Origin of the sequence: Flavobacterium supellecticarium, assembly GCF_004801375.1 — a bacterium.
In the GTDB taxonomy this organism is placed as follows: Bacteria; Bacteroidota; Bacteroidia; order Flavobacteriales; family Flavobacteriaceae; genus Flavobacterium; species Flavobacterium supellecticarium.
The window spans coordinates 61,554-84,843 of the sequence record NZ_SSNZ01000008.1 but is presented as its reverse complement, the minus strand read 5'-3'; the positions used below and the strand labels follow the sequence as shown (position 1 = coordinate 84,843).

At 37.9% G+C, this 23,290-nt stretch carries 24 protein-coding genes; 10 read left to right on the top strand and 14 right to left on the bottom strand.

The window, feature by feature from the left end; all coding sequences use genetic code 11:
* Nucleotides 1-19 precede the first annotated feature (19 nt).
* The gene (locus tag E6C50_RS14515; RefSeq protein WP_136403954.1) at nucleotides 20-634 is read left to right on the top strand and encodes a hypothetical protein; all 615 of its coding nucleotides are present in this window, start codon (nucleotides 20-22) and stop codon (nucleotides 632-634) included.
* Here the strand turns inward: E6C50_RS14515 and E6C50_RS14510 are convergent.
* Together E6C50_RS14510 and E6C50_RS14505 are read right to left on the bottom strand one after the other, a co-directional pair.
* A complete protein-coding gene (locus E6C50_RS14510; protein WP_136403953.1) occupies nucleotides 629-1,330 on the bottom strand; it encodes a porin family protein in 702 nt (233 codons plus the stop codon). The two genes, E6C50_RS14515 and E6C50_RS14510, sit on opposite strands and share 6 nt — an antisense overlap.
* Before the next feature lie 74 nt (nucleotides 1,331-1,404).
* Nucleotides 1,405-2,079: a response regulator gene (locus tag E6C50_RS14505; RefSeq protein ID WP_136403952.1), complete on the bottom strand. Its 675-nt coding sequence runs from the start codon at nucleotides 2,077-2,079 to the stop codon at nucleotides 1,405-1,407.
* A gap of 95 nt (nucleotides 2,080-2,174) precedes the next feature.
* On the opposite strand from E6C50_RS14505, the gene E6C50_RS14500 reads away from it, so the two are divergent.
* From E6C50_RS14500 to E6C50_RS14485, 4 genes are all read left to right on the top strand, one after another.
* The gene (locus tag E6C50_RS14500; protein ID WP_168732833.1) at nucleotides 2,175-2,891 is read left to right on the top strand and encodes a LytR/AlgR family response regulator transcription factor; all 717 of its coding nucleotides are present in this window, start codon (nucleotides 2,175-2,177) and stop codon (nucleotides 2,889-2,891) included.
* A 303-nt stretch (nucleotides 2,892-3,194) separates the two neighbouring features.
* On the top strand, nucleotides 3,195-3,446 hold the full coding sequence (locus tag E6C50_RS14495; protein ID WP_136403950.1) for a hypothetical protein: 252 nt from the start codon (nucleotides 3,195-3,197) through the stop codon (nucleotides 3,444-3,446).
* Nucleotides 3,447-3,621: 175 nt separating this feature from the next.
* Nucleotides 3,622-5,595: an ATP-binding protein gene (locus E6C50_RS14490; RefSeq protein ID WP_230979014.1), complete on the top strand. Its 1,974-nt coding sequence runs from the start codon at nucleotides 3,622-3,624 to the stop codon at nucleotides 5,593-5,595.
* Nucleotides 5,596-5,874: 279 nt separating this feature from the next.
* Nucleotides 5,875-6,822 carry a tetratricopeptide repeat protein gene (locus E6C50_RS14485; RefSeq protein WP_136403949.1) on the top strand — a complete coding sequence of 316 codons (948 nt, stop codon included), beginning with the start codon at nucleotides 5,875-5,877 and terminating at the stop codon, nucleotides 6,820-6,822.
* A gap of 581 nt (nucleotides 6,823-7,403) precedes the next feature.
* Here the strand turns inward: E6C50_RS14485 and E6C50_RS14480 are convergent.
* The 12 genes from E6C50_RS14480 to E6C50_RS14420 all read right to left on the bottom strand — a co-directional run bounded on the left by E6C50_RS14480 (nucleotide 7,404) and on the right by E6C50_RS14420 (nucleotide 19,258).
* Nucleotides 7,404-7,868 (bottom strand): hypothetical protein, encoded by a 465-nt coding sequence (locus E6C50_RS14480; RefSeq protein WP_136403948.1) that lies wholly within the window; start codon nucleotides 7,866-7,868, stop codon nucleotides 7,404-7,406.
* Between the two features lie 10 nt (nucleotides 7,869-7,878).
* A complete protein-coding gene (locus tag E6C50_RS17880; RefSeq protein ID WP_211089553.1) occupies nucleotides 7,879-8,331 on the bottom strand; it encodes a colicin D domain-containing protein in 453 nt (150 codons plus the stop codon).
* 238 nt (nucleotides 8,332-8,569) lie between these two features.
* Nucleotides 8,570-8,938 carry a hypothetical protein gene (locus E6C50_RS14470; protein ID WP_136403947.1) on the bottom strand — a complete coding sequence of 123 codons (369 nt, stop codon included), beginning with the start codon at nucleotides 8,936-8,938 and terminating at the stop codon, nucleotides 8,570-8,572.
* 10 nt (nucleotides 8,939-8,948) lie between these two features.
* Nucleotides 8,949-9,410: a hypothetical protein gene (locus tag E6C50_RS14465; RefSeq protein WP_136403946.1), complete on the bottom strand. Its 462-nt coding sequence runs from the start codon at nucleotides 9,408-9,410 to the stop codon at nucleotides 8,949-8,951.
* 88 nt (nucleotides 9,411-9,498) lie between these two features.
* Nucleotides 9,499-9,843, bottom strand: coding sequence for a hypothetical protein (locus tag E6C50_RS14460; RefSeq protein ID WP_136403945.1), 345 nt, complete (start codon nucleotides 9,841-9,843; stop codon nucleotides 9,499-9,501).
* Between the two features lie 12 nt (nucleotides 9,844-9,855).
* Nucleotides 9,856-10,290, bottom strand: coding sequence for a hypothetical protein (locus E6C50_RS14455; protein ID WP_136403944.1), 435 nt, complete (start codon nucleotides 10,288-10,290; stop codon nucleotides 9,856-9,858).
* A gap of 260 nt (nucleotides 10,291-10,550) precedes the next feature.
* On the bottom strand, nucleotides 10,551-11,021 hold the full coding sequence (locus E6C50_RS14445) for a hypothetical protein (RefSeq protein ID WP_136403942.1): 471 nt from the start codon (nucleotides 11,019-11,021) through the stop codon (nucleotides 10,551-10,553).
* Nucleotides 11,021-11,446, bottom strand: coding sequence for a ParB N-terminal domain-containing protein (locus E6C50_RS14440; protein ID WP_136403941.1), 426 nt, complete (start codon nucleotides 11,444-11,446; stop codon nucleotides 11,021-11,023). The genes E6C50_RS14445 and E6C50_RS14440 overlap by 1 nt, the downstream gene beginning before the upstream one ends.
* Nucleotides 11,447-11,538: 92 nt before the next feature.
* On the bottom strand, nucleotides 11,539-12,027 hold the full coding sequence (locus E6C50_RS14435; RefSeq protein WP_136403940.1) for a hypothetical protein: 489 nt from the start codon (nucleotides 12,025-12,027) through the stop codon (nucleotides 11,539-11,541).
* Nucleotides 12,028-12,030: 3 nt separating this feature from the next.
* Complete coding sequence (locus E6C50_RS14430; RefSeq protein WP_136403939.1) at nucleotides 12,031-14,184, bottom strand: RHS repeat-associated core domain-containing protein; 2,154 nt, start codon at nucleotides 14,182-14,184, stop codon at nucleotides 12,031-12,033.
* 36 nt (nucleotides 14,185-14,220) lie between these two features.
* Nucleotides 14,221-18,558 carry an FG-GAP-like repeat-containing protein gene (locus tag E6C50_RS14425; protein ID WP_136403938.1) on the bottom strand — a complete coding sequence of 1,446 codons (4,338 nt, stop codon included), beginning with the start codon at nucleotides 18,556-18,558 and terminating at the stop codon, nucleotides 14,221-14,223.
* The gene (locus E6C50_RS14420; RefSeq protein ID WP_136403937.1) at nucleotides 18,536-19,258 is read right to left on the bottom strand and encodes a SpvB/TcaC N-terminal domain-containing protein; all 723 of its coding nucleotides are present in this window, start codon (nucleotides 19,256-19,258) and stop codon (nucleotides 18,536-18,538) included. Before E6C50_RS14420 ends, E6C50_RS14425 begins: the two co-directional genes overlap by 23 nt.
* Before the next feature lie 421 nt (nucleotides 19,259-19,679).
* Here E6C50_RS14420 and E6C50_RS14415 point away from each other — a divergent pair, with 421 nt between their 5' ends.
* The 5 genes from E6C50_RS14415 (at nucleotide 19,680) to E6C50_RS14395 (ending at nucleotide 22,913) form a co-directional block, all read left to right on the top strand.
* Nucleotides 19,680-20,279 (top strand): hypothetical protein, encoded by a 600-nt coding sequence (locus E6C50_RS14415; RefSeq protein WP_136403936.1) that lies wholly within the window; start codon nucleotides 19,680-19,682, stop codon nucleotides 20,277-20,279.
* An 11-nt stretch (nucleotides 20,280-20,290) separates the two neighbouring features.
* Entirely contained in the window at nucleotides 20,291-20,905 is a 615-nt protein-coding gene (locus tag E6C50_RS14410) for a class I SAM-dependent methyltransferase (RefSeq protein WP_136403935.1), read from the top strand.
* Between the two features lie 13 nt (nucleotides 20,906-20,918).
* Complete coding sequence (locus tag E6C50_RS14405; RefSeq protein ID WP_136403934.1) at nucleotides 20,919-21,374, top strand: hypothetical protein; 456 nt, start codon at nucleotides 20,919-20,921, stop codon at nucleotides 21,372-21,374.
* A 106-nt stretch (nucleotides 21,375-21,480) separates the two neighbouring features.
* Nucleotides 21,481-22,008: a hypothetical protein gene (locus E6C50_RS14400; RefSeq protein ID WP_136403933.1), complete on the top strand. Its 528-nt coding sequence runs from the start codon at nucleotides 21,481-21,483 to the stop codon at nucleotides 22,006-22,008.
* 80 nt (nucleotides 22,009-22,088) lie between these two features.
* Nucleotides 22,089-22,913, top strand: coding sequence for a hypothetical protein (locus E6C50_RS14395; RefSeq protein WP_136403932.1), 825 nt, complete (start codon nucleotides 22,089-22,091; stop codon nucleotides 22,911-22,913).
* Nucleotides 22,914-23,290: the final 377 nt, after the last annotated feature.

Below are 23,290 nucleotides of genomic sequence, written 5' to 3'. Positions count from 1 at the left end.
ACTTAAACCCATCATTTCAATGGATTTCAAAAAGATCTTCCCGTTATTTTCTTATTTGTTCCATCCGCTGTTCATTTCGGTTTATGCCACGCTGTTTTATTTTTTCGTAACCCGGAATTATTTTTATCCGCATGAAATCTACCTGATTCTGTTTCAGGTGGTTATTCTGACGTTATTCCTACCGGTATCGACATATTTCCTTTTAAAATCACTTGGATTAATCCGTTCCGGGATTATGTTGTCGGAGAAAAAAGAACGACGATTACCATTGGCTTTTCAGGCGATGTTTTTCCTGGTATTGATCGAGCATTCCCTAACAATGCTACCGATTCCGGAGTTGTATTTTTTCTTTCTCGGTGCGTTGATCAGTTCGATTATTGCTTTGGTCCTACTGCTATTTCACTTTAAGGCCAGTTTGCATATGGTAGGCATTGTTGGGATAAGCCTTTTTATCATCGGGATTTCCATGCATTACCATATTCGGTTTGTGAACCTGATTGCTTTTTCGATATGTAGCATTGGAATTGTCGCGTCGTCCCGTTTGTATATGAACGCCCACTCGATGAAAGAGATTGTCATCGGCATATTGGTTGGCGCTTTACCGCAAATCGGGTTATGGTATTTCTGGTTATAGAATGTAGAAAATTACCAGAAAGCTAAAAACATTCATTTTGATTTTTTCACCATCGATTTCACCCGATTTAAACAATGGGTTTAGTCCATAATAGGCGTAGGCATTAAATGTATTATACCCAATCCCGACATAGGGCCCGTATTGGATTTTATTCAGGTCGGAATTATTAAATACTTTGATTTTTTCGGTACTTCCGGTATACACCGATTTACTATAGAACAGGTAACTAAACTTAAATCCGGAATAGATTCTCCAGAATTTATGACTTTCCGGTGTTGATGTACGCCAACGTACTTCGATCGGAATATCCAGATAATGCATTTCCAGTTTGTTTTTTTCGAAATCGGAACTGATGGAATAATTGGCGACGCCGTCTATTTCTTCAATTTTCATGTTCTGACGAAGACTGTTAAACGAATAACCAATTCCCGGCGCTATGGCAAAGGTCCGTTTTTCGTTAAGTGGAATATCGCGGAGAATACCGGCACTCAGACCCAATGAAAAGGAGTTTTGCGAAAAGCCACGCGGACTATTTCGCACTAAGTTATAAGCAATACTGATATAAAACTGATCTTCCCGGTACAGCGAGTCTACGACAACTTTCTTTTCTTCTTCTTTTTTTACCGTTTCTTCGGTTTGTGCCCAAAGACCTACGGGAAGGATTAATAAGAGATATAGCAGGCCAACTTTAATCATACTTTACTTATTTCTGTACTAAAGTAGTAAAAACTAGCTTTACTTTTATTTATTGTCCCGATTCTTTTGACCGTTTAAATCAGTCCGATCTTTTTGGCTTCTTCGATCAACTCTTTGTCGCCACCTTTGGAACGTAGCAACTGGCTTTTGATATTGGCTTTTCGTTTTTCCAGTGCACTCATCGACAACGGAATATAGTTGGGAAGATCGGCCGTTTTAACACCTTGAGAAATCAACAACAGAATCTGACTATCGATAGAATCCCATTTGATGTTTTTCATCATCAGTTCTTTCAAGGCATTGGAAATCGTGTGACTGGCAAAGGTTTCACCTCCATAGATTTTCTCGAATACGTTGGGAAACATTTCAAAATTGATATCGCATTTCGAAATAAACGCCTCCGGATTGACTTTATTCATAATCTTATCAATCAGTACCGGTTCATTGTGCATCGTGAGCAGCGCAATTTTACATTTTGGAAATTTTTCACGAATCAACAGTGCCAGATCCACTCCCGATTCGATGTTCATTTCTTTATAAGGCGGCAAGCTAATATCAAGATAAGCAAAGTCGATATCTTTTTTTAGCCTGGAAAAGTTCATAATGGTCGTATAGGCTGTAGTACAATTATGAGCCGTTGTAAAAGTAAGCGTCAACTCATCGGTATTGAATTCGGAAAGCAAGTTGATATAACCATCCAATGTCATTGGATGATCATCTACTAGCAAAATATTTATTTCTTTGGCCATACGATTTTTTTTCTATTACAAATCTAACGAAAAAGTACGGAATATCCGTAAAACAATTTCAGACGAAAGTAATAGCTTGCACTAAAATTAAAGTTGTGCATTATCCGTTTTTGCTAATCGATGACGATGAGAAGGTAGCCAAGAACATTCTGGAAGTTTTTGAAGATTTTGAAGACTTTCTGTGCCTTGGTGTGATTAAGACGAAAGAAGAAGCTATCAACCGGATATTGGAGTTAAAACCCAAACTGGTGTTCATTGAAATTGCTTCTAAAAAACCGGATTCGGATTTATCGTTTGCTATTTTATCCGAACTTAACGAATTTCTGGAAGAATTACCCTATTTTGTGGTAATTACTTCGGATGAAAGTCATGCATTTGAAGCTATTAAAAAAGGGGTGTCGGATTACCTGTTAAAACCTTTAAGCCAGAGCGAGTTACGAAAGTGCCTGCTTCGCTTTCAGAAAAAAAATCCGTTTAAAGAGCCTGAAACTATTTGTGTAAAATCATACGGCGATTATCAGTTTGTGCATTTAAAAGACATCACCCATTTAAAAGCCGACAATAATACCACCGATATTTACCTTAGCTCTGGTCAGAAAGTTAGCGCTTACAAAACCTTAAAGCATTTTGAAAGTCTGCTTCCTTTTTACTTTTTAAGGGTACACAACAGTTCGATAGTAAATATTAATTATGTTTCCCGTATACATTTGGGAAAATTGAAATGTTATTTAAATAATAATGAAATTTCCATACCTTTCTCCAAATCGTATAAAGATAACATCGATACCATTATAAGGCGAATTTCATCTTAACAAAAACCTATTGTTTACACGTACAAATGATACATCCACTAGCAAACGCCTTACAACCACTAAATACACGATTAATGATTACCAAAACAGCTTGTTCCTTATCTAATTTTGTAACTGTAATAATGACGGAACAATTTAAAGCTTTAAACAATTACTAAGATGAGGGAACATGCTTTACACATGACATCTTCAGTAATACTGGTAAGTAATCCCAACTTTCAGCAACTAAAACAAATCAAATACCACTACTTCATAAAAAATGTTGTAGCGACCCCATTATCTTAACATTAAAATATTTTTTTTATGAAAAAAGCTCTTTTTATTTTGACACTTATTATTGTTGGCGGATTAACATTTTCATGTTCAACAGATGAGTATGATGTAACTCAGGAAACCAGTGCCCGAAAATTCAATACCAATGACGATGTAATGCGCGGTACACCTGCTGACTCTACAAGTATGCTTCCGAGCTATACTCCAAATACAACGACAGAACCAATCAGTCCGAATCTTGATGATAACGGAGGTGGAACATTGAACCCTCCAAAAAGATAATATAAAAACGAAAGTTTTTTTTCGACCTGGGCAATATAAGTTGTGATATTAACTTATATTGCCTAGGTTTTTTATATTATTTTTGATCAATCCCTAATTCGCCACCATTTTGAACGCCCCAGTATCGAAATTTATATTTTGCCTTATCCTCTGTTTTTTGATGTTCTCTTGTGAGATGAACAAAAAAAGTGACATTGCTGTTTCGGATAAAAAAATAAATGCGCTGTTCAAAGACGCGAACAACAATCAGAAATCGCTATCGAAGAAGAAGGTATTACTGGATTCTATTTTCCATGAAATTTCCCGGCGCAAAAACGACTCGATTACCCGGAATTTTCATTTCCAGCTGGCAGACGAATATTACCGCCTCAACGATTTTCAGACATCCAGAATCATTAGTGAAGAAGCTTTTAACCTGGCCAATGACGCCAACGATAGTGTTGCTACTGCAAAAGCGCTGTATTATATTGGCGATTGCTACGAGCCTATAAAAAAGGATAGTGCTTTCTATTATTATCTTCAGGCCGAAAAAATATACCGCCGGATCAAAGACTCGGAAAATGTTGGCCGTATGCTATTATACAAAGGAGGGATTTTATATAGCGAGGGCAACTACATTGAAAGTGAAATCGAAGCCAGCAAATCGCTACAATTACTCAATAAATCCGGAAATTATAAGCTTACCTATAGCGCTTATAATATTCTTGCCAATTCTCTTCAGGGATTAAATGATTTTAACGGTGCGCTAAAATACCACGAACTCGCGTTAAAAGAATACGACAAACTCAAACTAAAAGAAACCGATCCGAAAGTTATTCTTGGGTATTATATCCCAACACTGAACAATATCGGTTATATGTACGACAAAATCGGAGAGCATCAAAAAGCGATCAAACAATTCGAAAAGATTATTGCGATTAAAGATCTCCGCAAACTTTTCCCGGAATATTATGCCGCGACGCTGAGTAATCTTGCGTATTCCAAAATGAAAGCCGGTGATTTTAAGGATCTGAAAGAGATGTTTTACGAATCGATTCATCTCCGGGACAGTCTGGGAAATCAGGCGGGTGTTGCGTATAGTAAAGTACAGTTGGGCGAATTTTACCTCATCCAGAAAGACACTTTGCAGTCGATCGTAACACTAAAGGAAAGTTATCAGCTCGCCAGTGACACCAAAAGTTATTATGAACTGTTGCGCTGTTTAAAACTCTTATCCAAAATCGACACCAGTAGAAGTCAGCAGTATTCCGATGAATATATTGCTGTTAGCGACAGCTTACAGAAAAAGGAACGGGCAACCCGTAACAAATATGCCCGTATTGCCTATGAAACGGAACGACTCGAAGAAGAAAACGAAGTGCTAACCAAACGAAATCTGTATATATTACTTGGAGCGGCCTTTTTTATTTTTGTGGTGACCGCTTTAGGGATTATCCGTCATTTAAAAGCCAAAAACAAAGAACTTCAGCTAATCCAACAGCAACAGGAAGCGAATGAAGAAATCTATCACCTGCTTGTAGAACAACAGGAAAAAGTCAATACCGCTAAAGAAGAGGAAAAGACCCGGATTGCTATGGAATTGCACGATAATATTATGAACAAGATCTATGGTGTCCGGATGAACCTTGGTTTTTTTAATAATAAAGCCGACGAAAAAGCGACTGAAAAACGAAAAGAATATATCCTGGAGCTTCAGAATATTGAAAAAGAGATCCGTACGATTTCGCACGATCTGACCAAAAACTCGTACTTCGAAGAGCGCAATTTTACCGAGTTGTTAAGCTTCCTGATCAAAAACCAGGAAAATATCAATACCACGGATTTCCACTATGAAATCGATGAAAACATCGATTGGAATACGGTTCCGAATACCACCAAAATCAACATCTATCGTATCGTACAGGAAGGCATTCTGAACATCAACAAATATGCGAATGCGAAAAATGCTTTTGTGACCCTTACACTTACCGAAACCGGTAAACTGCAACTAATTATAAGTGACGATGGTGCCGGTTTTGACCTAAAAATTGCCAAAAAAGGGATCGGTATCAAAAACATGACCGAACGAATCTCTTCTTTAAAAGGTGAAATGCAGATTAAATCCAATATTGGAAAAGGCACACAGATCGAAGCTGTTTTCCCTCTGTAAGTCTTACCGTATGGCCGTATTACAGTTTGTATCTGCTTGATTCCCTTTTTAAAGATTTTATTCTTTTACGATTGAAACCAACCCTATCGTTACAATCTTTCGCTTCCGAAATGATATTTTCAAAACAATACCCGAATAATGATCACAAAATCGCCTGTCTTTTTTAAAAACTATTTGCATTAGAAAAACCCAGTAGCTGTTTCAATATATTTGTCTTTGATTGTTCTTTTTATCTTTTACTATTAACAGTATTATTTGATCAACTTATAAACAAAATAAATGTCCTTTTTTAAAACCTTATTCGGCAAAAGCACTCCTATAGCGGAAGACAAAGCCTTTACCATTGATTTTGAAGATGCGCTAAAGCGCTATATCGGCGTAACCAATGGTGATGTCGCCTATGAATTTAAAGATAAAAGAGGTAATGTGATTCCTCCCTCCTATGCTTTTGAAGGTGCCTATAATCAATGGAAGGAAATACAATCGGTATGGGATAAACGCGGGGTTATTTTTGCGGCACTGGATTCGGTTTATTTTCACCGGATTCCAAAAGCACAGGTAATCGAACGTTTTGTGATTGACCGTTATCCGGAAAAAGCGTTGCAATTTGCCGCAGCCAATTTAAACGAAGCGGATTATACCGATCCGGAGGCACTGGCATCCTTAGCGAAGTGTCATTTTATACTGTTAAACTTTGACGAAAGTATCGCACTGGCTCAAAAAGCCCTGGAACAGGATGGAGACAACAAAAAAGCAAAAATTGCTTTAGCGAATTCCTTTCACTTAACCGGCCAACATGAGAAGGCGCATCAAATCTATCAGCAACTTTTAGAAAACAGTTTGCGAAACGAATGGAAAAGTGATGAAATAAACGTGCTGCAATTGGTCGATTTTAAAAATGATATTATCCATTCATCCGTTTATGCTGTTGCCCTGCTTTCGGTTCCGGAGGCGGATGAAACCATCTGGAATACAGTCGCCGAAGAGTTTTATTACTGTCCGTATTTTAGAAGTCAGCATGCCTTTTGGTATATCCGAAGCGGGGAAAGTCTAAAAGGTGTTGTTAAATTACTCGCCACAGCTCAGGAGTTCCCATGGTATCGGGATGCGGTTGTGAATGCTAAAAGTAGCATTCTGCAATTCCGGGAGCAGATGCAATCGGACGATTTGTGGGAAAACGAATTACAGTATCTAACGGAAATCATGCAAAAGAATAACTGGAACTAAATTATACTCCTTCTAAAATAGATCGGCTAGTAGTTCGTCATTTTTTAGGAGGAGACATAAAAGTTCGCGCCGTGCCCGCATTACCCCCTATAAACCATAAAGGTAACAAGCTAAAAGCTACAACACCCTCCTCTGTGGCCGTAGGCGTACCGTTAAGGTTACGCATACTACCATCCTGAACGCATTTCCTGTCTTAAAAAAACCGAATTCTGTTTCCAATTAAATTCTGGAGAACCTTGATCGAACATTTTAAGCATCCTATCACCAGTTCTCCATCCTTATACTGTAGTTGTAGTGGCTTTACCAAACTTAAATAAATTCAAGCCTCCTTCTGTTCCCCCTTTAGCGACAACTGCCCCAACTCCTTTCCCCAGTTTCTATAAGCTACTAAATTATGTCCATTTTGACAACAATTCGCCAAACCATTTTCAATGACTTTAAAAACTGTTTTTAGTATCTCTTTATGAAAAAAAAAGAAGTTACTGTTTTCTTAATATTAGGAAATGTAATAGTTGCACTTGTTACATTCATATTAGCAACAAGTGCACCCAAAACATGCAGCAATATTTTGACAAACAACTTCATTGTTTAAGAATTTCTTGAGCATCCACATTTGTTTTTAACAACGGTAATCCAAGTGGTGATTTTCTTTCATAAACTATAGGAAAACGGTCTAGGAAATCAGTATTGCTGAATTCCTCATACTTCTTAATGCTTCCAATAAGATAGCCATTTAATTCATAGCTACACAAAGCATAATTGAAGCTGCCGTTACATTCAAAAAAGCGATTAATAAAAATTGTGAGTTTTTTTAAGTCTTCTTTAAAAGTGTCTTTGTAAAAAAACTGTTCGGGCAGGCCAATAGATAATTCTTCAAAATCAGATTCATCAGCATCAATAATCGACACTAAAATTTGTCTTCCTGAAAATATTTCAGATGTGTTTTCTCCTTCAGATAATTCAAGCTCATTCAAACAAAACTCTATTTCTGATTTTGAAGATTTTGTTTTTGGGGCTATTAGCGATATATCAAAATATTCTGGCATAAAATTTACTTTATTTGATTGCTCCTGTAGACAATAAATATTTAACTTGATCTGCACTTAATTTCCAACCACCAACTAAATTACCGCTTATATCGGTCATAACATTTAAGCCTGTACTTGAATTATAGTAGTGTAATACTTGCTGTGTTCCTCTATAGGTTCCCTGAATTGGAGTTAATCCTTTTATATGGGTTTTTATCACTCCTTCAAATTCACCTGCCATCGCTTTGCTCCAATTTCCTGTTACTCCAAAATCCTTAGCATGACGGCCAAACATATGCTGTAAAGTCCGTTGCTGAACATTGAGTACCCCCTTAGCAACTTGCCCGGTTTTCGCCAATAAGTCAGTACCTGCCCCTACTTGCGTTGCACCCGCATTACCCCCTATAAACCATAAAGGTAACGAACCAAAAGCTAAAACACCCTCCTCTGTGGCCGTAGGCGTACCGTTGAGGTTACGCATAGTACCATCCTGAACGCTTCTTCCCTATTAAAGAAATAACTTACCCTAAAACAGGTCGACTAGTAGGCCATCAACTTTTTTCACGATGGGACCATCCGTCTTTGCTATCTGTGTCTGAAATAAATTTGAATTTGTTCTCTCCTGAATATTCGGAAAAGTAATGGCTGCACTCATTACTTTTACATTCGTAACGAGTGCAACAAAAACAAACTGTAATAATTTAATAAACAAGTTCATCTTATTTTATATTCCTCATAAGAAGTGTTATTCGAAAAAGATTATCTTCTTCTACTTCGTTACTCAATGACCAATATTTTATCAAGTTATTAAAAATCAGCCTTTCAGACTCTAATATAAATTTGATTTTGTTCCATCTATCATCAATTTCTAAATCATTCTCATTTAGAAAATCTTCATAAGAAGCAAGAATAAGAGATATTACAGCTACTTTTTTATCAGTAGACAAATCATTCTGATGATAAAATTCAAGGAAATCATCAATTCTGTTGGAATCTGCCATTTCTATATCCCAATCCTGTTCTATACCTGTATAAGGCAATGATAACTCATTGCTAAGTTGTTCGATTATTTCTTTTTTCAGTATCATAAGGCCAAAATTAAGGTATTAATGGATAAGCTGTTTTAACTCCGCCACCGCTAGGAACAAGTCGTATATGAGTAGCTGCTTTAAATATTCCGTCTGGCATAATAACTCTTGCCGGAAAACCTTTAGGAATAGGAATATTCACAGCTCCATTTGCTGTTTTACCTACGTTGTCTAAAATAAATTGAGCTGCTTTTTGATTGTTCAAGAATTGACCTTGTGCCATACCAGAACCTTTTGCCCTGTTAATCAAAAAGTTTGTCATATCATCTCCGTGAGTAGTGAATGTATGCCCAAAAGTCTTTTTAGTTAACTGTATTCCTCCCTTAGTAACTTGTCCAGTTTGCTCCAACAACTTGGTACCTGCCTCTGCTTGTGTCGCGCCGGCATTACCTCCTATAAACCATAGCGGTAACGAACCAAAAGCTAAAACACCCTCCTCCGTGGCCGTAGGCGTTCCGTTTAGGTTACGCATACTACCATCCTAACGCTATTTCCTGTTAAAAAAGACTCGCCCTAAAATAGGCAGACTTTTAGTTCGTCAACTTTTTCAGGATGGAACATTATTTTAAACTCAATTTTGGGTCTTTAAAAAACAATGTGAGATATCTATTATCAACAGTATTCACGAGCATTTCCAATTCTTTGTTATCGTTATATTTCATATATAAGATTAAACTGAAAACACCTATGTGCTTATTTAAATCATATCGCTTTTGCTCATCCCCAAGCGTACATTTTGCATACTCCCAATTTTCAATAACCCAAATACAAGGAGCATCTAAATATGTATCCTTAATCAAATCATAGTGTCCTCTAAAATGAACTTCTATTTTTTGAGTATCTAAATCGTAGCAAAACTTACTTACCGGCTCGTCATCAAACGAATATTCTAATTTCTTTTCCATATTAATACTCATTTATCTGATTGGAATATGAGCTGCAGAGCTTTTATAATTCACTGGATTGAGGAAGATATTATAACTGTTCCCTCCATACTCCAAATGCATATGATTGAAAGGTGTTCCTGATTGCGGTGGGTCTAATCGGATTCGCATACCGCCCCGCTCAAAAACGCTTACAGGGGAAGTTTTAGGACTCATTCTTTTGAAGCCCGCAGACTCTATATTTTGAATCAATGTACCCCGCTCTAAGTTACCTGCTCCTTGTAACCATTGTTTTACTGCGGTTCTTCCTCCACCTAAAGATTGTACTTGTCCGGTTTGCTCCAACAATTTGGTACTTGCCTCTGCTTGTGTCGCGCCGGCATTACCTCCTATAAACCATAGCGGTAACGAACCAAAAGCTAAAACACCCTCTTCCGTAGCGGTAGGCGTTCCGTTTAGGTTACGCATACTACCATCCTGAACGCTTACTTCCTATTAAAGAAAACTAATCTTAAAACAGGTCGACTAGTAGACCATCAACTTTTTTCAGGATGGAACCATCTGTCTTTGCTATCTGTGTATGAAATAAATTTGAATTTGTTCTCTCCTGAATATTCGGAAAAGTAATGGCTGCACCCATTACTTTTACATTCGTAACGAGTGCAACAAAAACAAACAGTAATAATTTAATAAACAAGTTCATTTTGTGTTTCCTTATCTTTTTAGTACTAATAATAATTTTCATCTTCTTCAGACAATTCTTTATACCTTTTCATTTGCTGTGAATTTCTTATAACACTAAGTACTTGTCCGTGATTCAACGGAACAATATTTAACCCTTCATCTAAAATGACTAATCCGTTAAGGCTACAAAACTCAAGAATGTGCCTTAATATCGATTCATAGTTACTTGTAAAATCTAATCTAAAAGAAACAGAGAGAACATTACCTTCATTATCAGAAAGAACCTCAAAGCAATTTGATTCCTGATTACCGTATAAATCAATATCGTTACTCCAAGATTTAGTTTTTTCGAGGATTGAATTGATTTTATTAAAAAAGCCTTTTTTAAGGGGGTAATTTTCCCAAAATAACTCATCATCAAATCCTTCATCTGTATAGTTAAAGGAAAAATCTTCCGCTAAAGTATTTACACTTTCTTTTGGTAAAACTTGAAATGTATATTGCCAAATTGCCATTAGTAACGAGAATAAATTAGATCATCAACTGATTTATAACCAGCATAAGGTAGTTTTACTTGCTGTACTGGAACATTTTGAATTCCCAACTCTTTTGCTGCCCTTAAGCGATGGTGGCCGTCAACAACGAATCTTTTACCATTATGCTCTACAAACTTTATTGGTTCCTGAATCCCATTTAGCTTTATATTAGCTTTAAGTTTTGAAAAAGCATTTTTGGATTTAGTAAGCCCGTGAGTTATTTCTAATTCATACGTTCCTAACTTAGTTCCCGTCTCAGCAACTTGCCCGGTTTGCTCCAGCAATTTGGCTCCCGTCTCTGCTTGCGTTGCACCCGCATTACCCCCTATAAACCACAGCGGTAACGAACCAAAAGCTAAAACACCCTCCTCTGTGGCCGTAGGCGTACCGTTAAGGTTACGCATACTACCATCCTGAACGCTTTTTCCTATTAAAGAAGACCCGTTCTAAAATCTGTCAACCTATTCAAAATAATATTTTTAGGAATAGTTTCACACTATCCAACTATTGATTTTATATATAGATTTTTTGCAGTAGGTTTTTTTTTACAAAGTGCTAATAACTCATTTCTTTTTTGTTTATATTTTTCTTTATCAAAAAGGTAAAGAAAGAAATAGGGTACAATACTTTCACTATCTCCATACTCTTTTAAAAGATTTTCGCAGTCTTTTTCTGAAAACTCATCACCATAAATAATATGCTGAAAATACTTCTTCCAAAAATTCAATTCTAAATTATTAGGGAACTTGCTTAGCCCTATGTCTAAAATTTCAGGATACTTATCGTATCCAATATTCCTTAATTCTTCCGATATTTTATAATAAGAAAAGAAACCAAAATCCTGAAAATTCCAATATAAAAAAGATAGGTTTAAAAAAGTTTCAAGATTAATCTCGCCTTCATCAATGCTTTTTTGATAATAAATAGCCGCATCATTATATTGCTTATTAATATCTTTATCTAATGCTATAGTAAATTTTCTCATAATTTATCTTGGAATTAAATTTACGCCTGCATCAAATATTTTTCCATTTCTTGTCTGTACCCATATTTGACCATTCTTAAAAGTTTGAGTAAATCCTTCAGCTCCATTTTTTATGGCATTTGGTGCTAAGATACTTTGATTCAGATTTGCTGGGTTATTAGCTACACTTTCGAACAATTGAATATATCTGTTTTGTGACGTAAGCGTTGAAGGATTAACGTGTCCAGTAGCATCTCTAAAAATATGTCCTAATACTGATTCTGACCTTGTTACTGTGTTTGTTACCCCCTTAGCAACTTGCCCGGTTTTCGCCAATAAGTCAGTACCTGCCCCTACTTGCGTTGCACCCGCATTACCCCCTATAAACCATAGCGGTAACGAACCAAAAGCTAAAACACCCTCCTCTGTGGCGGTAGGCGTACCGTTGAGGTTACGCATACTACCATCCTGAACGCTTCTTCCCATCAAATATTGTACCGGGATACTAAAGCTGTTAAACGTGCCATATACAAACCGATCCAGAAAATTACCGTCCGAAAGTGCCGTCATGTTTACCCCCAGAAAATGATGTTGTGTGGGCATCTGAATGACCGCTACCGGTACATACGGATGCTCATTCCGGTTAATGACTTCCCCATAATAGTTTAGGGTCGGATGGTTATTATAGTTATCAATATAGGTATTCGCATATTCCGTAGCGGCATAGGAAATGGCCGATGATGTAGGTCCTAAAATCGCATTGTAGACTCCGGTATCTCCCCATTTATACGGATTTACCTCTCCGGTTGTCTGGGCTCCGTGTATATAGGCCGACACCAGATACCCTATGGCCTGCCACCACCATTCCCCGGTTGGATCGGTGTATTTGGTTGGATTGTTTAAACAATACCCATAGCGGTTATAGTTTTGGGTATTAAAAAGATCCTGAATATAATTGTCAGGCGACAGGAACCGGCGTAATTTCGGATCGTATAAACGTCCGTTCATATTGATAATTCCGACGCTTTGCAGATGTTCGTGTCCGGTATAACCTCTGTCTAAAACCGTTAATCCGGCCAGATTTCGACCTTGTCCGTCCTGTACTTTTACAATCGCACCCCATGGATCAAAAAGACGTTTTTCGACAATGGCCCCAACCTGATCCAAAACAGCTATGATACTACCCTGATAATCCCGTTCTAAATACAGCAATTCCGAAGTGGCGCCGTTATCTTTAAATACTGCCGGAGCACTATAGGCATCTCCTCCCACAAAGAATACAAACGTAGATTCGCCCGTTTGCTGGTTTGTAGTAATTTCCATCGAACCGTCGGAAGCATAATCTTTTCGAAACTGCCGTTGGGTGCTATCGGTTTGTAAACCACCATAAAACATCGCCGATCGATAATGACTATCACTGTATTTAAAATCGATTTTTTCGACACCGGTTTCGGTAATGGAAACCGGATTTTTAAACATATCGTAGGTAACATCCAACTGACGTAGATCCGTTTTCGGATTATCCGTTTTGCGAATCCTAATGTCATCAAACCAAACATTTCCACCACCGTTATTATCCACGCGAATATTGAGTTTTTTGATATGTGATGGTACATAGACCGTTCGTTCCAAATAGACCCATTGGTTGGTGACTTCGGTATATTTGTCGGCCACGATAGTATAGTACCCGGTTTCAGTCTCGGAATTCATAAACAGAAAAATCTGAGAAGAAGGTCCGTCACTATATACCCATCCGGAAAAGGTATAGGAGGCGCCATGCGGGTTATCAATCGGAATCCAGTGATCGGAATGTAAGGTTTTATCCGAGTTGGTTGGATTATGAATTTTTAGCGAATATTTTCCGGATTTGACTTTGGAATCGTCGTAAGTCGGTTTGCCGAAAATGTCCCATCCGAGTCCCAAATCCGACCATCCCTTTTGTTCTTCCATGCCATCATTAAAAATCCCGTCCCGGTTTTGATAGTAGGAAGCGTCCGCTATGTTCAGGTCGATGGAAGTGTTTTGGTAGACCTTGTCGGCGTTGGTATAATTATACTGACCTAAATTGTTTTCGGTAATACGACCACGATCGTCGTAGCGCTGTTCTTCAATAAGCTGTTTTCCAACCCATAAGTCATCGATATAGAAAAAGGTTGTGGTTCCGACATCGTTACCCATACCATCTTTATCGATATTTAAAGTGATATAAGGATATTACGTAACCGTATGCTCGAATTCAAGAACACCATTTTGAGCATACCCTTTAAACGATTCATGACCCAATCCACTATCCGGATCGTATTCCACTACCAATACACGAACTTTGTTGGTAGTTCCTATGTCTACCTTAACTTTTAGGGCTAATCGGTTGCCTACTTTAGCCTGCGTTAGCAATGTCTTTTTAACACCGGCATAGCCTTGTGTTGCGGTTACTTTTAGCTGGCCGTTCTCATTTGTTGGGATGGCTCCGAATTGTGTTCCGAATTCACCGGTTCCCGAACGAAAATCGTCACTGTGGAGCGTTATAAGCTCTTTATTCCATTTTACCAGACGATCCTGATTGTCGTATTCAAACGGTTCATAGGTGTTAAACAGGCTGTTGCTTTTACTGATTAAGTTTTGTCTTTGTGTTTCGAATGTTGTTTTTAAACGCAATACGTCTTCGGACACATCAACTGGTACAAAAGGCCCGGTATTCGGATTCGTAACCATACGGGTTGTTACCGCTTCTTTCGGAAAACCATATGGATCATAGGTACTATTTCTAGTGATCCAGAAACCGCTGCTTTCACTGGTCAACTGCCCGCTTGCATCAACTGTATGGGCGTTCCAAACCGGGTTTTTAGTTACGTCGTCAACTATTTGGGTGTGCTGCCCTGCCAAATAATAATAGGCAAATGCCCTGCTACTGGTTTTATTATTGGTTAACGAAGTTGCGGTGTACTTTTCTTTTCCTATTCTTCCGAATGCGTCGTAGGCAAATTCTTTCTTAAAAGTTGCATAAGGGGTTATCTGACTTATTTTTTTAACTCTTTTATAGGTATCGTATTCATAATACAATTCGTTGGTTGCATTACCGGCTAAAATTTCCTCACGTACCGATTTGTAAAACGTATTATCATTATTGTAATAATATTTTGTACCATGCAAAACCGTTCCTGTTTCGGCTTCTTTTACCGAAATAACTCGACCGACATCATCTCTAATCACGGAAAAAGTTCCTTTTGGGGTTATCTCTTTGGTGAGTTCACCAAATGCATTGTATTGGTACCTGTAAATTCCGGCTGAGGGGTCTTCCAGTTTTGTTTTGTTACCCCAGCCATCATACGCCAATTTGATTCTTCCTCCTTCGTAAACCGACTCTTTCAGATTACCGTTTGCATAATAACTATAGGTAATGGTTCCGCCCGGTCTTTCCGTTAACGAAATAAGCTGACCCAATGCATTGTATACACTTTGTTTGGACTTTATACCGTCGTTTTCAATTGTTATTAAGCCTGAATAACTATAATTTACAACTTTACCCTGAGTATTTGCTGTTTTTAATGAAACGGCCTGAATAAGTCTGCCATATCGATCATACTGCATTTCATTCCATACCGTAGCTTGCTCATTGCTAAAATAAGGGTGGCTTTCGGAGATAAGCCTGTCCTCAATATCGTACCTCAAATCGATATACGACCATATACCGTTGATGGTTTTTGTTCCTTTTCGCACTTCCCTTCCATAAGCGTCAATCTGACTGGTACTACGACTACCATCATCCCCTATAGTGGTTTTAAGGACTCCTTTGTCAGGCGTTTTCGCATACGTATACTTGTCACTTTTCCCCAGATAATTGGTTTTCTTGATCGTTTTCCCCCATTTGTCATAGACATAAGTAGTAGTCATCGGGTTAGTACCGTTGCTTATGGTTTCTGTTAGCATTAAACCGTTACTGGCATCATAGGTATAGGTGGTTTGATTTCCCAAAATATCCGTCTTCTTGCTTACAAAACGATGTGTTGGTGTGTCATATTCCCATTTATTAACCCTGGGTGCCATTCCTGTGGCCGACAGTGTTTTTTGGATTAGATTGCCATAGTGATCGTATTCGTTATTTTCGGTTATATATCCGGTATTATGACCTTTTCGTCTTAGCTGTTTTAACAGGTTCTTTTCATAAAAATACTCCTCTTCGCTTTGCACCGCATCATTCCCCGCCAGGGTCACGGTAGTACTTTTACTCCTTGGCCGGTCTATCATATAAGGAGCCGTTATTAGCGGGTCATATCTATAGTCTTCTACCGTAGTCCGTTCGAGCGTGGTCCCGTTTTTAACCTTGGTAGTTACCTTAGCGGGACTCCCTGTGGCATTATAAACCGTTGTCGTTTCACTGTTAACTCCGGTTAGTCCGTTACAATTTGTAACCCGTGTTTTTCTTAGTTTGTATACCTTATTGGAGAGTACCGGCTCTTCATCATAGCTATCTTCGTTGTTATATAGCGTATTACTTTTGCTGATAAAGAAATCGGTAGCAGCCAGGGTTAAACTAGGTGAAACCAGTCCGGGAACCGAAAAATCCTGAATTACGGCTCCTCTTTTATTCATATCGAACTTCGTTATATAGGAGATGATTTTGGACGGATCGTCATACCAATTTGTTTTCAAGACCGACTGGAATCCAAAGAATCCAAGTCCTTCTGCATGAGCTACAGCACCCTGGTAACGGTATTCCTGAATTTTATGATATGCCGGTCCGCTTTTTTGTATTTTCGAAACGACTTTAAATTTTTCAGCAGTATTAATTGTATAATTTGGAAATATTTCGATGTCGTTCCCGGCAAAATATACGCCGTTTCCCGGTTTTAAATTGGCATAGCTAATCGATTGGGTGGTACCGTTAGTATGGATACTTTTAAGCAGGTATTCGTCATCCAAAAAGCTTTTGTTGGAGAAAAACGAAATTTTGTTGCTTAGATCGCCTCCCAATAGTGCGATTTCAGTTTTGCTACCGTCCGTCTTACTTTTTCGGGTTAAAAGTGCCACCAGCTTTTTATCAAACCTGTTCATCTCGGCATAAGGAATACCACGTGCATGCATCATTCGCTGAAAGGACTGATGCCCCCAAGGTAACGAAACCGAAGTAGCACCCGTTCTGAAATAATGCTCTATTTTAAGTCCATGAAATTTGTAATAATTCTGAACCGGACAACATTGATGCGCACCTTGGTTATCCGTCCAGATCGTATAGGAAATGCTGCCTGGTTCTTTTACCAATATTGGAGAAAGCTTTAAGATGTCGTCTTTTCCGTCATTATTAAAATCTAGTGCCAAAAACTGCTCTTTATACGATTCCGGTCCGGTATAGGAAGGCAATAATTCCGCTATAAATTGCATTCCGCCTGTAGCCATTAACACTTTTCCCAATGCCGGAAAAAATATATCGCTCTTACCATCACCATTGTAATCACCTATCGTAATTGGAAACATCCGGTTACCACTTACCGAATGCCCTGTCATAGTAAATGGACTTCCCAGATATCCCGGCATATTGGTCGTCCAACTGTACATTTTTACAAAAACAGTATTCCGTAACGAATAAATATCCATCACGTTATACGGATCTCCTCTGAAAATAATCAGATCGGTTTTACCATCACCATCAAAATCGCCTGTTTTAAATCGGTAGCTTCCTTTTACAATCGGCATCCCATTAGCATGAGTACCTGTCACATTTCCAATTCTTAATGTCCCGGAATTATAGGTCAAATCAGACGCTATCCTTCTGTCTAAATCAACCAACTGGGTTGCCAATGTTCCGTCGCCATTGTTCTTAAGAAACAGCAAGTCCGTTAATCCATCGCCATTAAAATCGCCCGGAAGCGAAAAATAACCGTAAGGCGAGTACATATCATTAGTGTTATACTCCGGAATAATAGACGTAAAGTTTTTCTGATATTCTAAATCGACACCACCGGTACTGCTATTGTATGAATATACTTTAACTACCGCATCATATCCTCCTTCAACCGTGCACCAGCCTTGCCGGTTCTTCTTTTTAAAACTACTATCCAGAAAATTTACAGTGGAAAAAACGGTGCCGATTGTTACAGGAGTGGTTTGAGTAAGCAGATTAACAGCCTCATCTGACGGATTTAATTTATAAATTCCGATAGATTGATTCCTGACATCAGCACTTCCTGTAAGTATTTCCATCTCCCCGTCACCATCAAAATCTCCGGTTATAGTTCGCTTGATATCAGCAAAAGGAATAGTGGTTTGAATGGTTTTTACAAATTCAATTTGCTTCGGGAAAGTGGTTAAATTAGCAACATACTGAAAAACCGTTTTAGGATAGCTCTTTGTGTTATCTCCTGTTTTTTCCTGTATACTGACCAGTTTTTCATGTCCCAGAGCGCTTATAGTATGCTCAAAAACATAATTGCGTAGGACTACTCCATTTCCTTTAACCTGAATTTCACTTATAATTTTATCATTGATTTTCTGAAGTCCGGCAATATGAAATTCTTCCGGCTTCAATCTGTTTTTATAAATAAAAAAAAACCTCATTTATAGGCATATCTGTACCTGCCGATCCGTACTTAATACTATTCAGGACTGTCGTATTGGAAATCCAATTGGTATAATAATAATTGATTCGCAATCCCTGAGGGTTTTCCCAATAGGTAATGGAATATTCCGTTTGCGATCTGGAATTGGAAGTATTCCCGTGTATATAACCATAATAGGCTTTGGAGCCATCGGCATATTCTACAATAAAATAATCCGGACCCCGATCCGGCGCTCCTTCAATACCGCCAACGAGTGTAACCTTGGTATTCGAATAATTTTCCGTTTCATAGACGGCTCCATCCCTACCATGCACACCGCTTTTTAGTAACAGCCGCTGACCGTCTAATGCATAGTTATCCGAAAGATTATAATTAATAATTTCAATCTTATCATTATGGAATTTAGTAGATGGCACCCTTGTAATCGAGGACAAACCGGTAAGATTCCATCCGTATCCCAGCATTCCAACACCTGACTGACTATTATAGCTGATACCGATTTTAGGCACAGTTTCATTAATTCCAGGAGGTAAATAAAGTGGTATTGTATAGTTTGCGGCTCCGGATGCCGAAACCGTTAGTTTTCCTTCGGTGACACCCACTTCGGTGGCACTTCCAACAAGAGGCGTTTGTGATAAGACCGGAATAGCAGACAATAAGGCGGATAGAATAATGAACAACGTAATTTTTTTTCCCATAAGTGAAATCGTATTGAATCGAAAAATCAATTGAAACAATTTACATAACAGGAGAGCAGTGATGTGTCTGAAAAACACGGCAATGTTTACGGTTTCGACTATTTCTTCGAAAATTGAAAAACTATTAATGGAGGAAGCATTATAATCCGTTTTATTTTTAAAACGGCTGGAAGGGTGTTTGGAACAGAAAATTAGCCCCCCTTTTTTGAATTGACTAAAAAATGATCTTTCTTTCCAACTTAATGAACGTTTTGTTTTGGTTTTTTATGAGCATAATTTGATCATTAAACACTGTAAACGGGATTGAAAAACAACAAAAGTAGTATCTTGCATTCGTAGCGTAACGGCGATGACAAACCGCACTATTAAGCTCAAATCATGCAACAAATAATGGAAACTAAATCTGACTATCCACCCACTTATGAATCTTAAAATTTTTTACCTTCTGGGTTTTATTAATAATTACGCCGGTGGTTTTTCTGCTAAAGACGGGATATTCCAACGGTTTTCGTTTACGGAAGACTTTGAAATCAGTGAGCACAAAATGGCTGTTTTTAAAAAAGTCGTTACCATTTGCGAACAGCTCCTACTGGAAACCGATAGGGAAAATGACATTCGGATTGACTATTTTGAGAATCAAAAAGGATGTATTCTGTATTCCCGGAATATTGTTCAGCTTCTGGATGATGCTGTAAAAAGCAAGTCTTTTTTTATCGATCGGGATTATTTTTTGTTAGACGAAAATCTCTTCGAAAAATTCGAACGTTGGGATAACAACGCTTACGCCTATCAACAACGCGTTCAGTTTTTAAACGGTGTTATGGATAGCAATGCAAGCGATAATACGCTCTATTTCTATAATGATTATAAAAAATGCCTGCTAACACATGCTGTTTTGTACTGTTTTGCAGATGAAGAAGATCAGATTATAATGGAATCTTTTTTCAAAACTCCTTATGTTAATACGATCCGGATCAATAAAGATGGACATATCTGGTCTATTATAAAGGAGCATTCTTAAAATTATTATTTATGGAAAAACCCGAATTCTGGGAAGCCAGTTTTGTTGATAAAAAAGAAATGTGGGGTTTTACGCCCGCGCAATCTACCGTGATGACAAACGATTTCTTTGTGTCCCAGACCCTAAAAAACATTCTTGTTCCCGGAATCGGTTATGGTCGGAATGCACAGCTTTTCAGGGAAAACGGAATGACCGTAACCGGAATTGAAATTTCAAAAACGGCTATCGAAATGGCCCGGAAACATTATGGTGATACGCTAAAAATTTTTCATGGTTCGGTAACCGACATGCCATTTGATCATCAAAAGTATGATGGTATATTTTGCTATGCGCTCATCCACCTTTTAGATGAGGAAGAACGAAAAAAACTAATCCGTGATTGCTACAATCAATTGGAAGAAGGTGGCTATATGATTTTTACGATGATCACCAAAGAAGCCGCTACCTATGGAACCGGAAAACACCTCGGGCCGGATCGTTATGAAATAATCGAAGGTGTGAAGCTGTTTTTCTATGATCTGGAATCGGTTCACCGGGAGTTTGACCCATTTGGTTTAATCGACATCACGACGGTTCCGGAAAATTTCCCGTTCTTTTTGGTAAAATGCCGGAAAAACGAAAAGTAAATTATAGGTATATATGTGCGACTTTACAAAAGGTATCAAATTATGTAGCTGTGAACCGGAAACCATCAAATTCCGGGAACAGGAATTCTATAAAAAATCCGGTGATCAACTTATTCCGGTTCGAAACAAAAAAAACGATGGTATTCCGTTACGGTATATCTGGAGACTATTCCGTTTTGTGGAAGCGTATAAAGACTGTGCGATGCTCGGTCATTATATTATGCCTAGTGATTCCATTGGAAACGGTCTGGATGCCGAATGGATTGCTTTAAACCTAAATTGCGAAAACTGTTTTGATTTTGACTATTCGCCACAAGAAGGTGATAATTTGTTTATCCGGCAAAATGTAATCTTAGGTCCCTATATCTCCTTTGTTTTTAAAAGCGGACAATGGATAATTGATCATCATGATCCGTTTGCCATCGCTATAGAATCGGTAAAAGACGGCATCATTAAGGAGATCGACTAAAAGCGTCCGCAATTTCACGCTAACTCTTTTTAATGTTACATTTTTTTATCACCTCTGAATATCAATACAATATTACTATATTAGTTATCGCAAAAAGTCATAGCGAATGAATACGATCAAAAGTATTGTAGTTGGCAAAAAATTTCCCCATTCAAAACGGGACATTACTATAGGAATCACTCCGGATTCTTATTCCGAAATCGGGCACCTGAGTGAACTGGACCTGGATGTTATCACCGATATCATTTCCGAATTAGAAACTTTAATCACCAAAAATGATCCCGGTGATTACGTCGAATGGGGTGTCGATTTGTTTTCGGTGCTTTCTTTTCCGGAACTATCAAAATGTACTGATACGATCCACGGAGTCGATTTGGCCGATACCAGCACTACCTATCTGCTTACTTATATGCGACAATTGCAATCCATTAAAGAACAGTATTCGGACGTAACGGCTTTACATAGTATTCTCGAACGAGCGTTTCAACAGATAAAAAACGATCCATCCACTTTTAAAAAATGGGAAAATGGAACGTATTATGAAACGGCAATTGATGGTCTTCTGATCAACTTAAACCTATCGGATGCCGATTTTATACTTTCTGCTACGGAATATGCGGATCAAATAAACTAAAACCGCTTCCTATTATTAGCCGGTTTCGATGCTACGGATCCGACAATGGTGGCATTAAAAAATAACTTAAAAAAATAACCTTGGAATACATTACTTTTAAATCGCAATTATACTTTACAAGCGCCCGATTGATTACGCTGATGAAGCTGTATCTGATGTCGGAAAATGAGTTCAGATGGCAATTTTACAACGAATGCACACAATTGGAAAAGGAATTTTTCGGAACTTATAAAATCGGAGGCGGAGGCATCAAAAATGATGGCTTTGACCTGGACCGTTTTTTGAATGATCAAAATACAGAGGCTTTTGCTGCTATTCTACATAAGATTCTTACTGAAAAAGAGCTAACCAACAATCAAACCACAAAAAATATAGCAGCACTGGCAGGATTCGCCCAATATGAAAGGACCACAGTCCAAACGTTCATAATAAACAACCTGATTTTTAACGACCCTCAAAAAGGAAATGAATTAAAAATACTTTTCGAAGCAGTGTATACGGCTTTACAACAAGGCTTTTTTTACAAAGTATCCGATATCCATCCGGACCAACTTATGGGGGAATGGCTATCCACTAAGGAAACCGGACAATTACGGATTAATTACAATATGACCAATTTTATGCCACTTGGCGATACGATACATCTTATTGTGAGTCGCCATAAGAACAATTTCCTCCGCTTTAGTTGTCTGGCTAAGGTTATGGATTATGATACAAGAAAGGAAGGAGAAATTACCGTTCGGGAAACCTATATCAACATACAGGATGGCTATATTCACCATCATCGTTTAGAGGAAGATGGTTTTAAATTTTTATATAAAAGTCCGATTTATGGATATGACGGAAATCGCTTTGAAACACAGGTTAGCGATCTAGGATTTGTTTTTGAAAAAATAAAAGAATAGACCGATTCATGACTCAAGAATAGAATAAATAGTAAAGCACTTCTATTTTCTTTTAAGCGTTTTACATTCACAGTCAGGCATTTCTGTAAAACAGCTACTACGTTCAAAAAAACACATATATGTGAAATTTAACAGTGATTTTACACACAACTATTTGTCGAATTAATTTTTAATTGTATTTTCGAGAGAAATTTCCGATAATCCCCTATCGGGAAACGAAAAAGACGAAATCTTAAATTTCATTAAATATAATGAAGGCGGCGATCCGTTTTCAGAGGTGTCTTTTTCTATGAACTATAGTGCTACACCATTCGTGTAACTATTTCCGTATCCATTTTAAAAATGGATACGAAACGAGTAAAACCAACCATAAATCA

Excerpts from the sequence above, each read along its gene's own strand:
- E6C50_RS14480 (WP_136403948.1), bottom strand. The coding sequence starts at position 7,868 with ATGCCAGAATATTTTGATATATCGCTAATAGCCCCAAAAACAAAATCT.
- E6C50_RS14465 (WP_136403946.1), bottom strand. The coding sequence starts at position 9,410 with ATGCGTAACCTAAACGGAACGCCTACGGCCACGGAGGAGGGTGTTTTA.
- E6C50_RS14405 (WP_136403934.1), top strand. The coding sequence starts at position 20,919 with ATGTGCGACTTTACAAAAGGTATCAAATTATGTAGCTGTGAACCGGAA.
- E6C50_RS14515 (WP_136403954.1), top strand. The coding sequence starts at position 20 with ATGGATTTCAAAAAGATCTTCCCGTTATTTTCTTATTTGTTCCATCCG.
- E6C50_RS14510 (WP_136403953.1), bottom strand. The coding sequence starts at position 1,330 with ATGATTAAAGTTGGCCTGCTATATCTCTTATTAATCCTTCCCGTAGGT.
- E6C50_RS14440 (WP_136403941.1), bottom strand. The coding sequence starts at position 11,446 with ATGCGTAACCTTAACGGTACGCCTACGGCCACAGAGGAGGGTGTTTTA.
- E6C50_RS14495 (WP_136403950.1), top strand. The coding sequence starts at position 3,195 with ATGAAAAAAGCTCTTTTTATTTTGACACTTATTATTGTTGGCGGATTA.
- E6C50_RS14445 (WP_136403942.1), bottom strand. The coding sequence starts at position 11,021 with ATGGCAATTTGGCAATATACATTTCAAGTTTTACCAAAAGAAAGTGTA.
- E6C50_RS14430 (WP_136403939.1), bottom strand. The coding sequence starts at position 14,184 with ATGGGTAACGATGTCGGAACCACAACCTTTTTCTATATCGATGACTTA.
- E6C50_RS14505 (WP_136403952.1), bottom strand. The coding sequence starts at position 2,079 with ATGGCCAAAGAAATAAATATTTTGCTAGTAGATGATCATCCAATGACA.
- E6C50_RS14490 (WP_230979014.1), top strand. The coding sequence starts at position 3,622 with ATGAACAAAAAAAGTGACATTGCTGTTTCGGATAAAAAAATAAATGCG.
- E6C50_RS14425 (WP_136403938.1), bottom strand. The coding sequence starts at position 18,558 with ATGAGGTTTTTTTTTATTTATAAAAACAGATTGAAGCCGGAAGAATTT.
- E6C50_RS17880 (WP_211089553.1), bottom strand. The coding sequence starts at position 8,331 with ATGCGTAACCTCAACGGTACGCCTACGGCCACAGAGGAGGGTGTTTTA.
- E6C50_RS14435 (WP_136403940.1), bottom strand. The coding sequence starts at position 12,027 with ATGAGAAAATTTACTATAGCATTAGATAAAGATATTAATAAGCAATAT.
- E6C50_RS14460 (WP_136403945.1), bottom strand. The coding sequence starts at position 9,843 with ATGGAAAAGAAATTAGAATATTCGTTTGATGACGAGCCGGTAAGTAAG.
- E6C50_RS14420 (WP_136403937.1), bottom strand. The coding sequence starts at position 19,258 with ATGGGAAAAAAAATTACGTTGTTCATTATTCTATCCGCCTTATTGTCT.
- E6C50_RS14455 (WP_136403944.1), bottom strand. The coding sequence starts at position 10,290 with ATGCGTAACCTAAACGGAACGCCTACCGCTACGGAAGAGGGTGTTTTA.
- E6C50_RS14400 (WP_136403933.1), top strand. The coding sequence starts at position 21,481 with ATGAATACGATCAAAAGTATTGTAGTTGGCAAAAAATTTCCCCATTCA.
- E6C50_RS14410 (WP_136403935.1), top strand. The coding sequence starts at position 20,291 with ATGGAAAAACCCGAATTCTGGGAAGCCAGTTTTGTTGATAAAAAAGAA.
- E6C50_RS14415 (WP_136403936.1), top strand. The coding sequence starts at position 19,680 with ATGAATCTTAAAATTTTTTACCTTCTGGGTTTTATTAATAATTACGCC.
- E6C50_RS14470 (WP_136403947.1), bottom strand. The coding sequence starts at position 8,938 with ATGATACTGAAAAAAGAAATAATCGAACAACTTAGCAATGAGTTATCA.
- E6C50_RS14485 (WP_136403949.1), top strand. The coding sequence starts at position 5,875 with ATGTCCTTTTTTAAAACCTTATTCGGCAAAAGCACTCCTATAGCGGAA.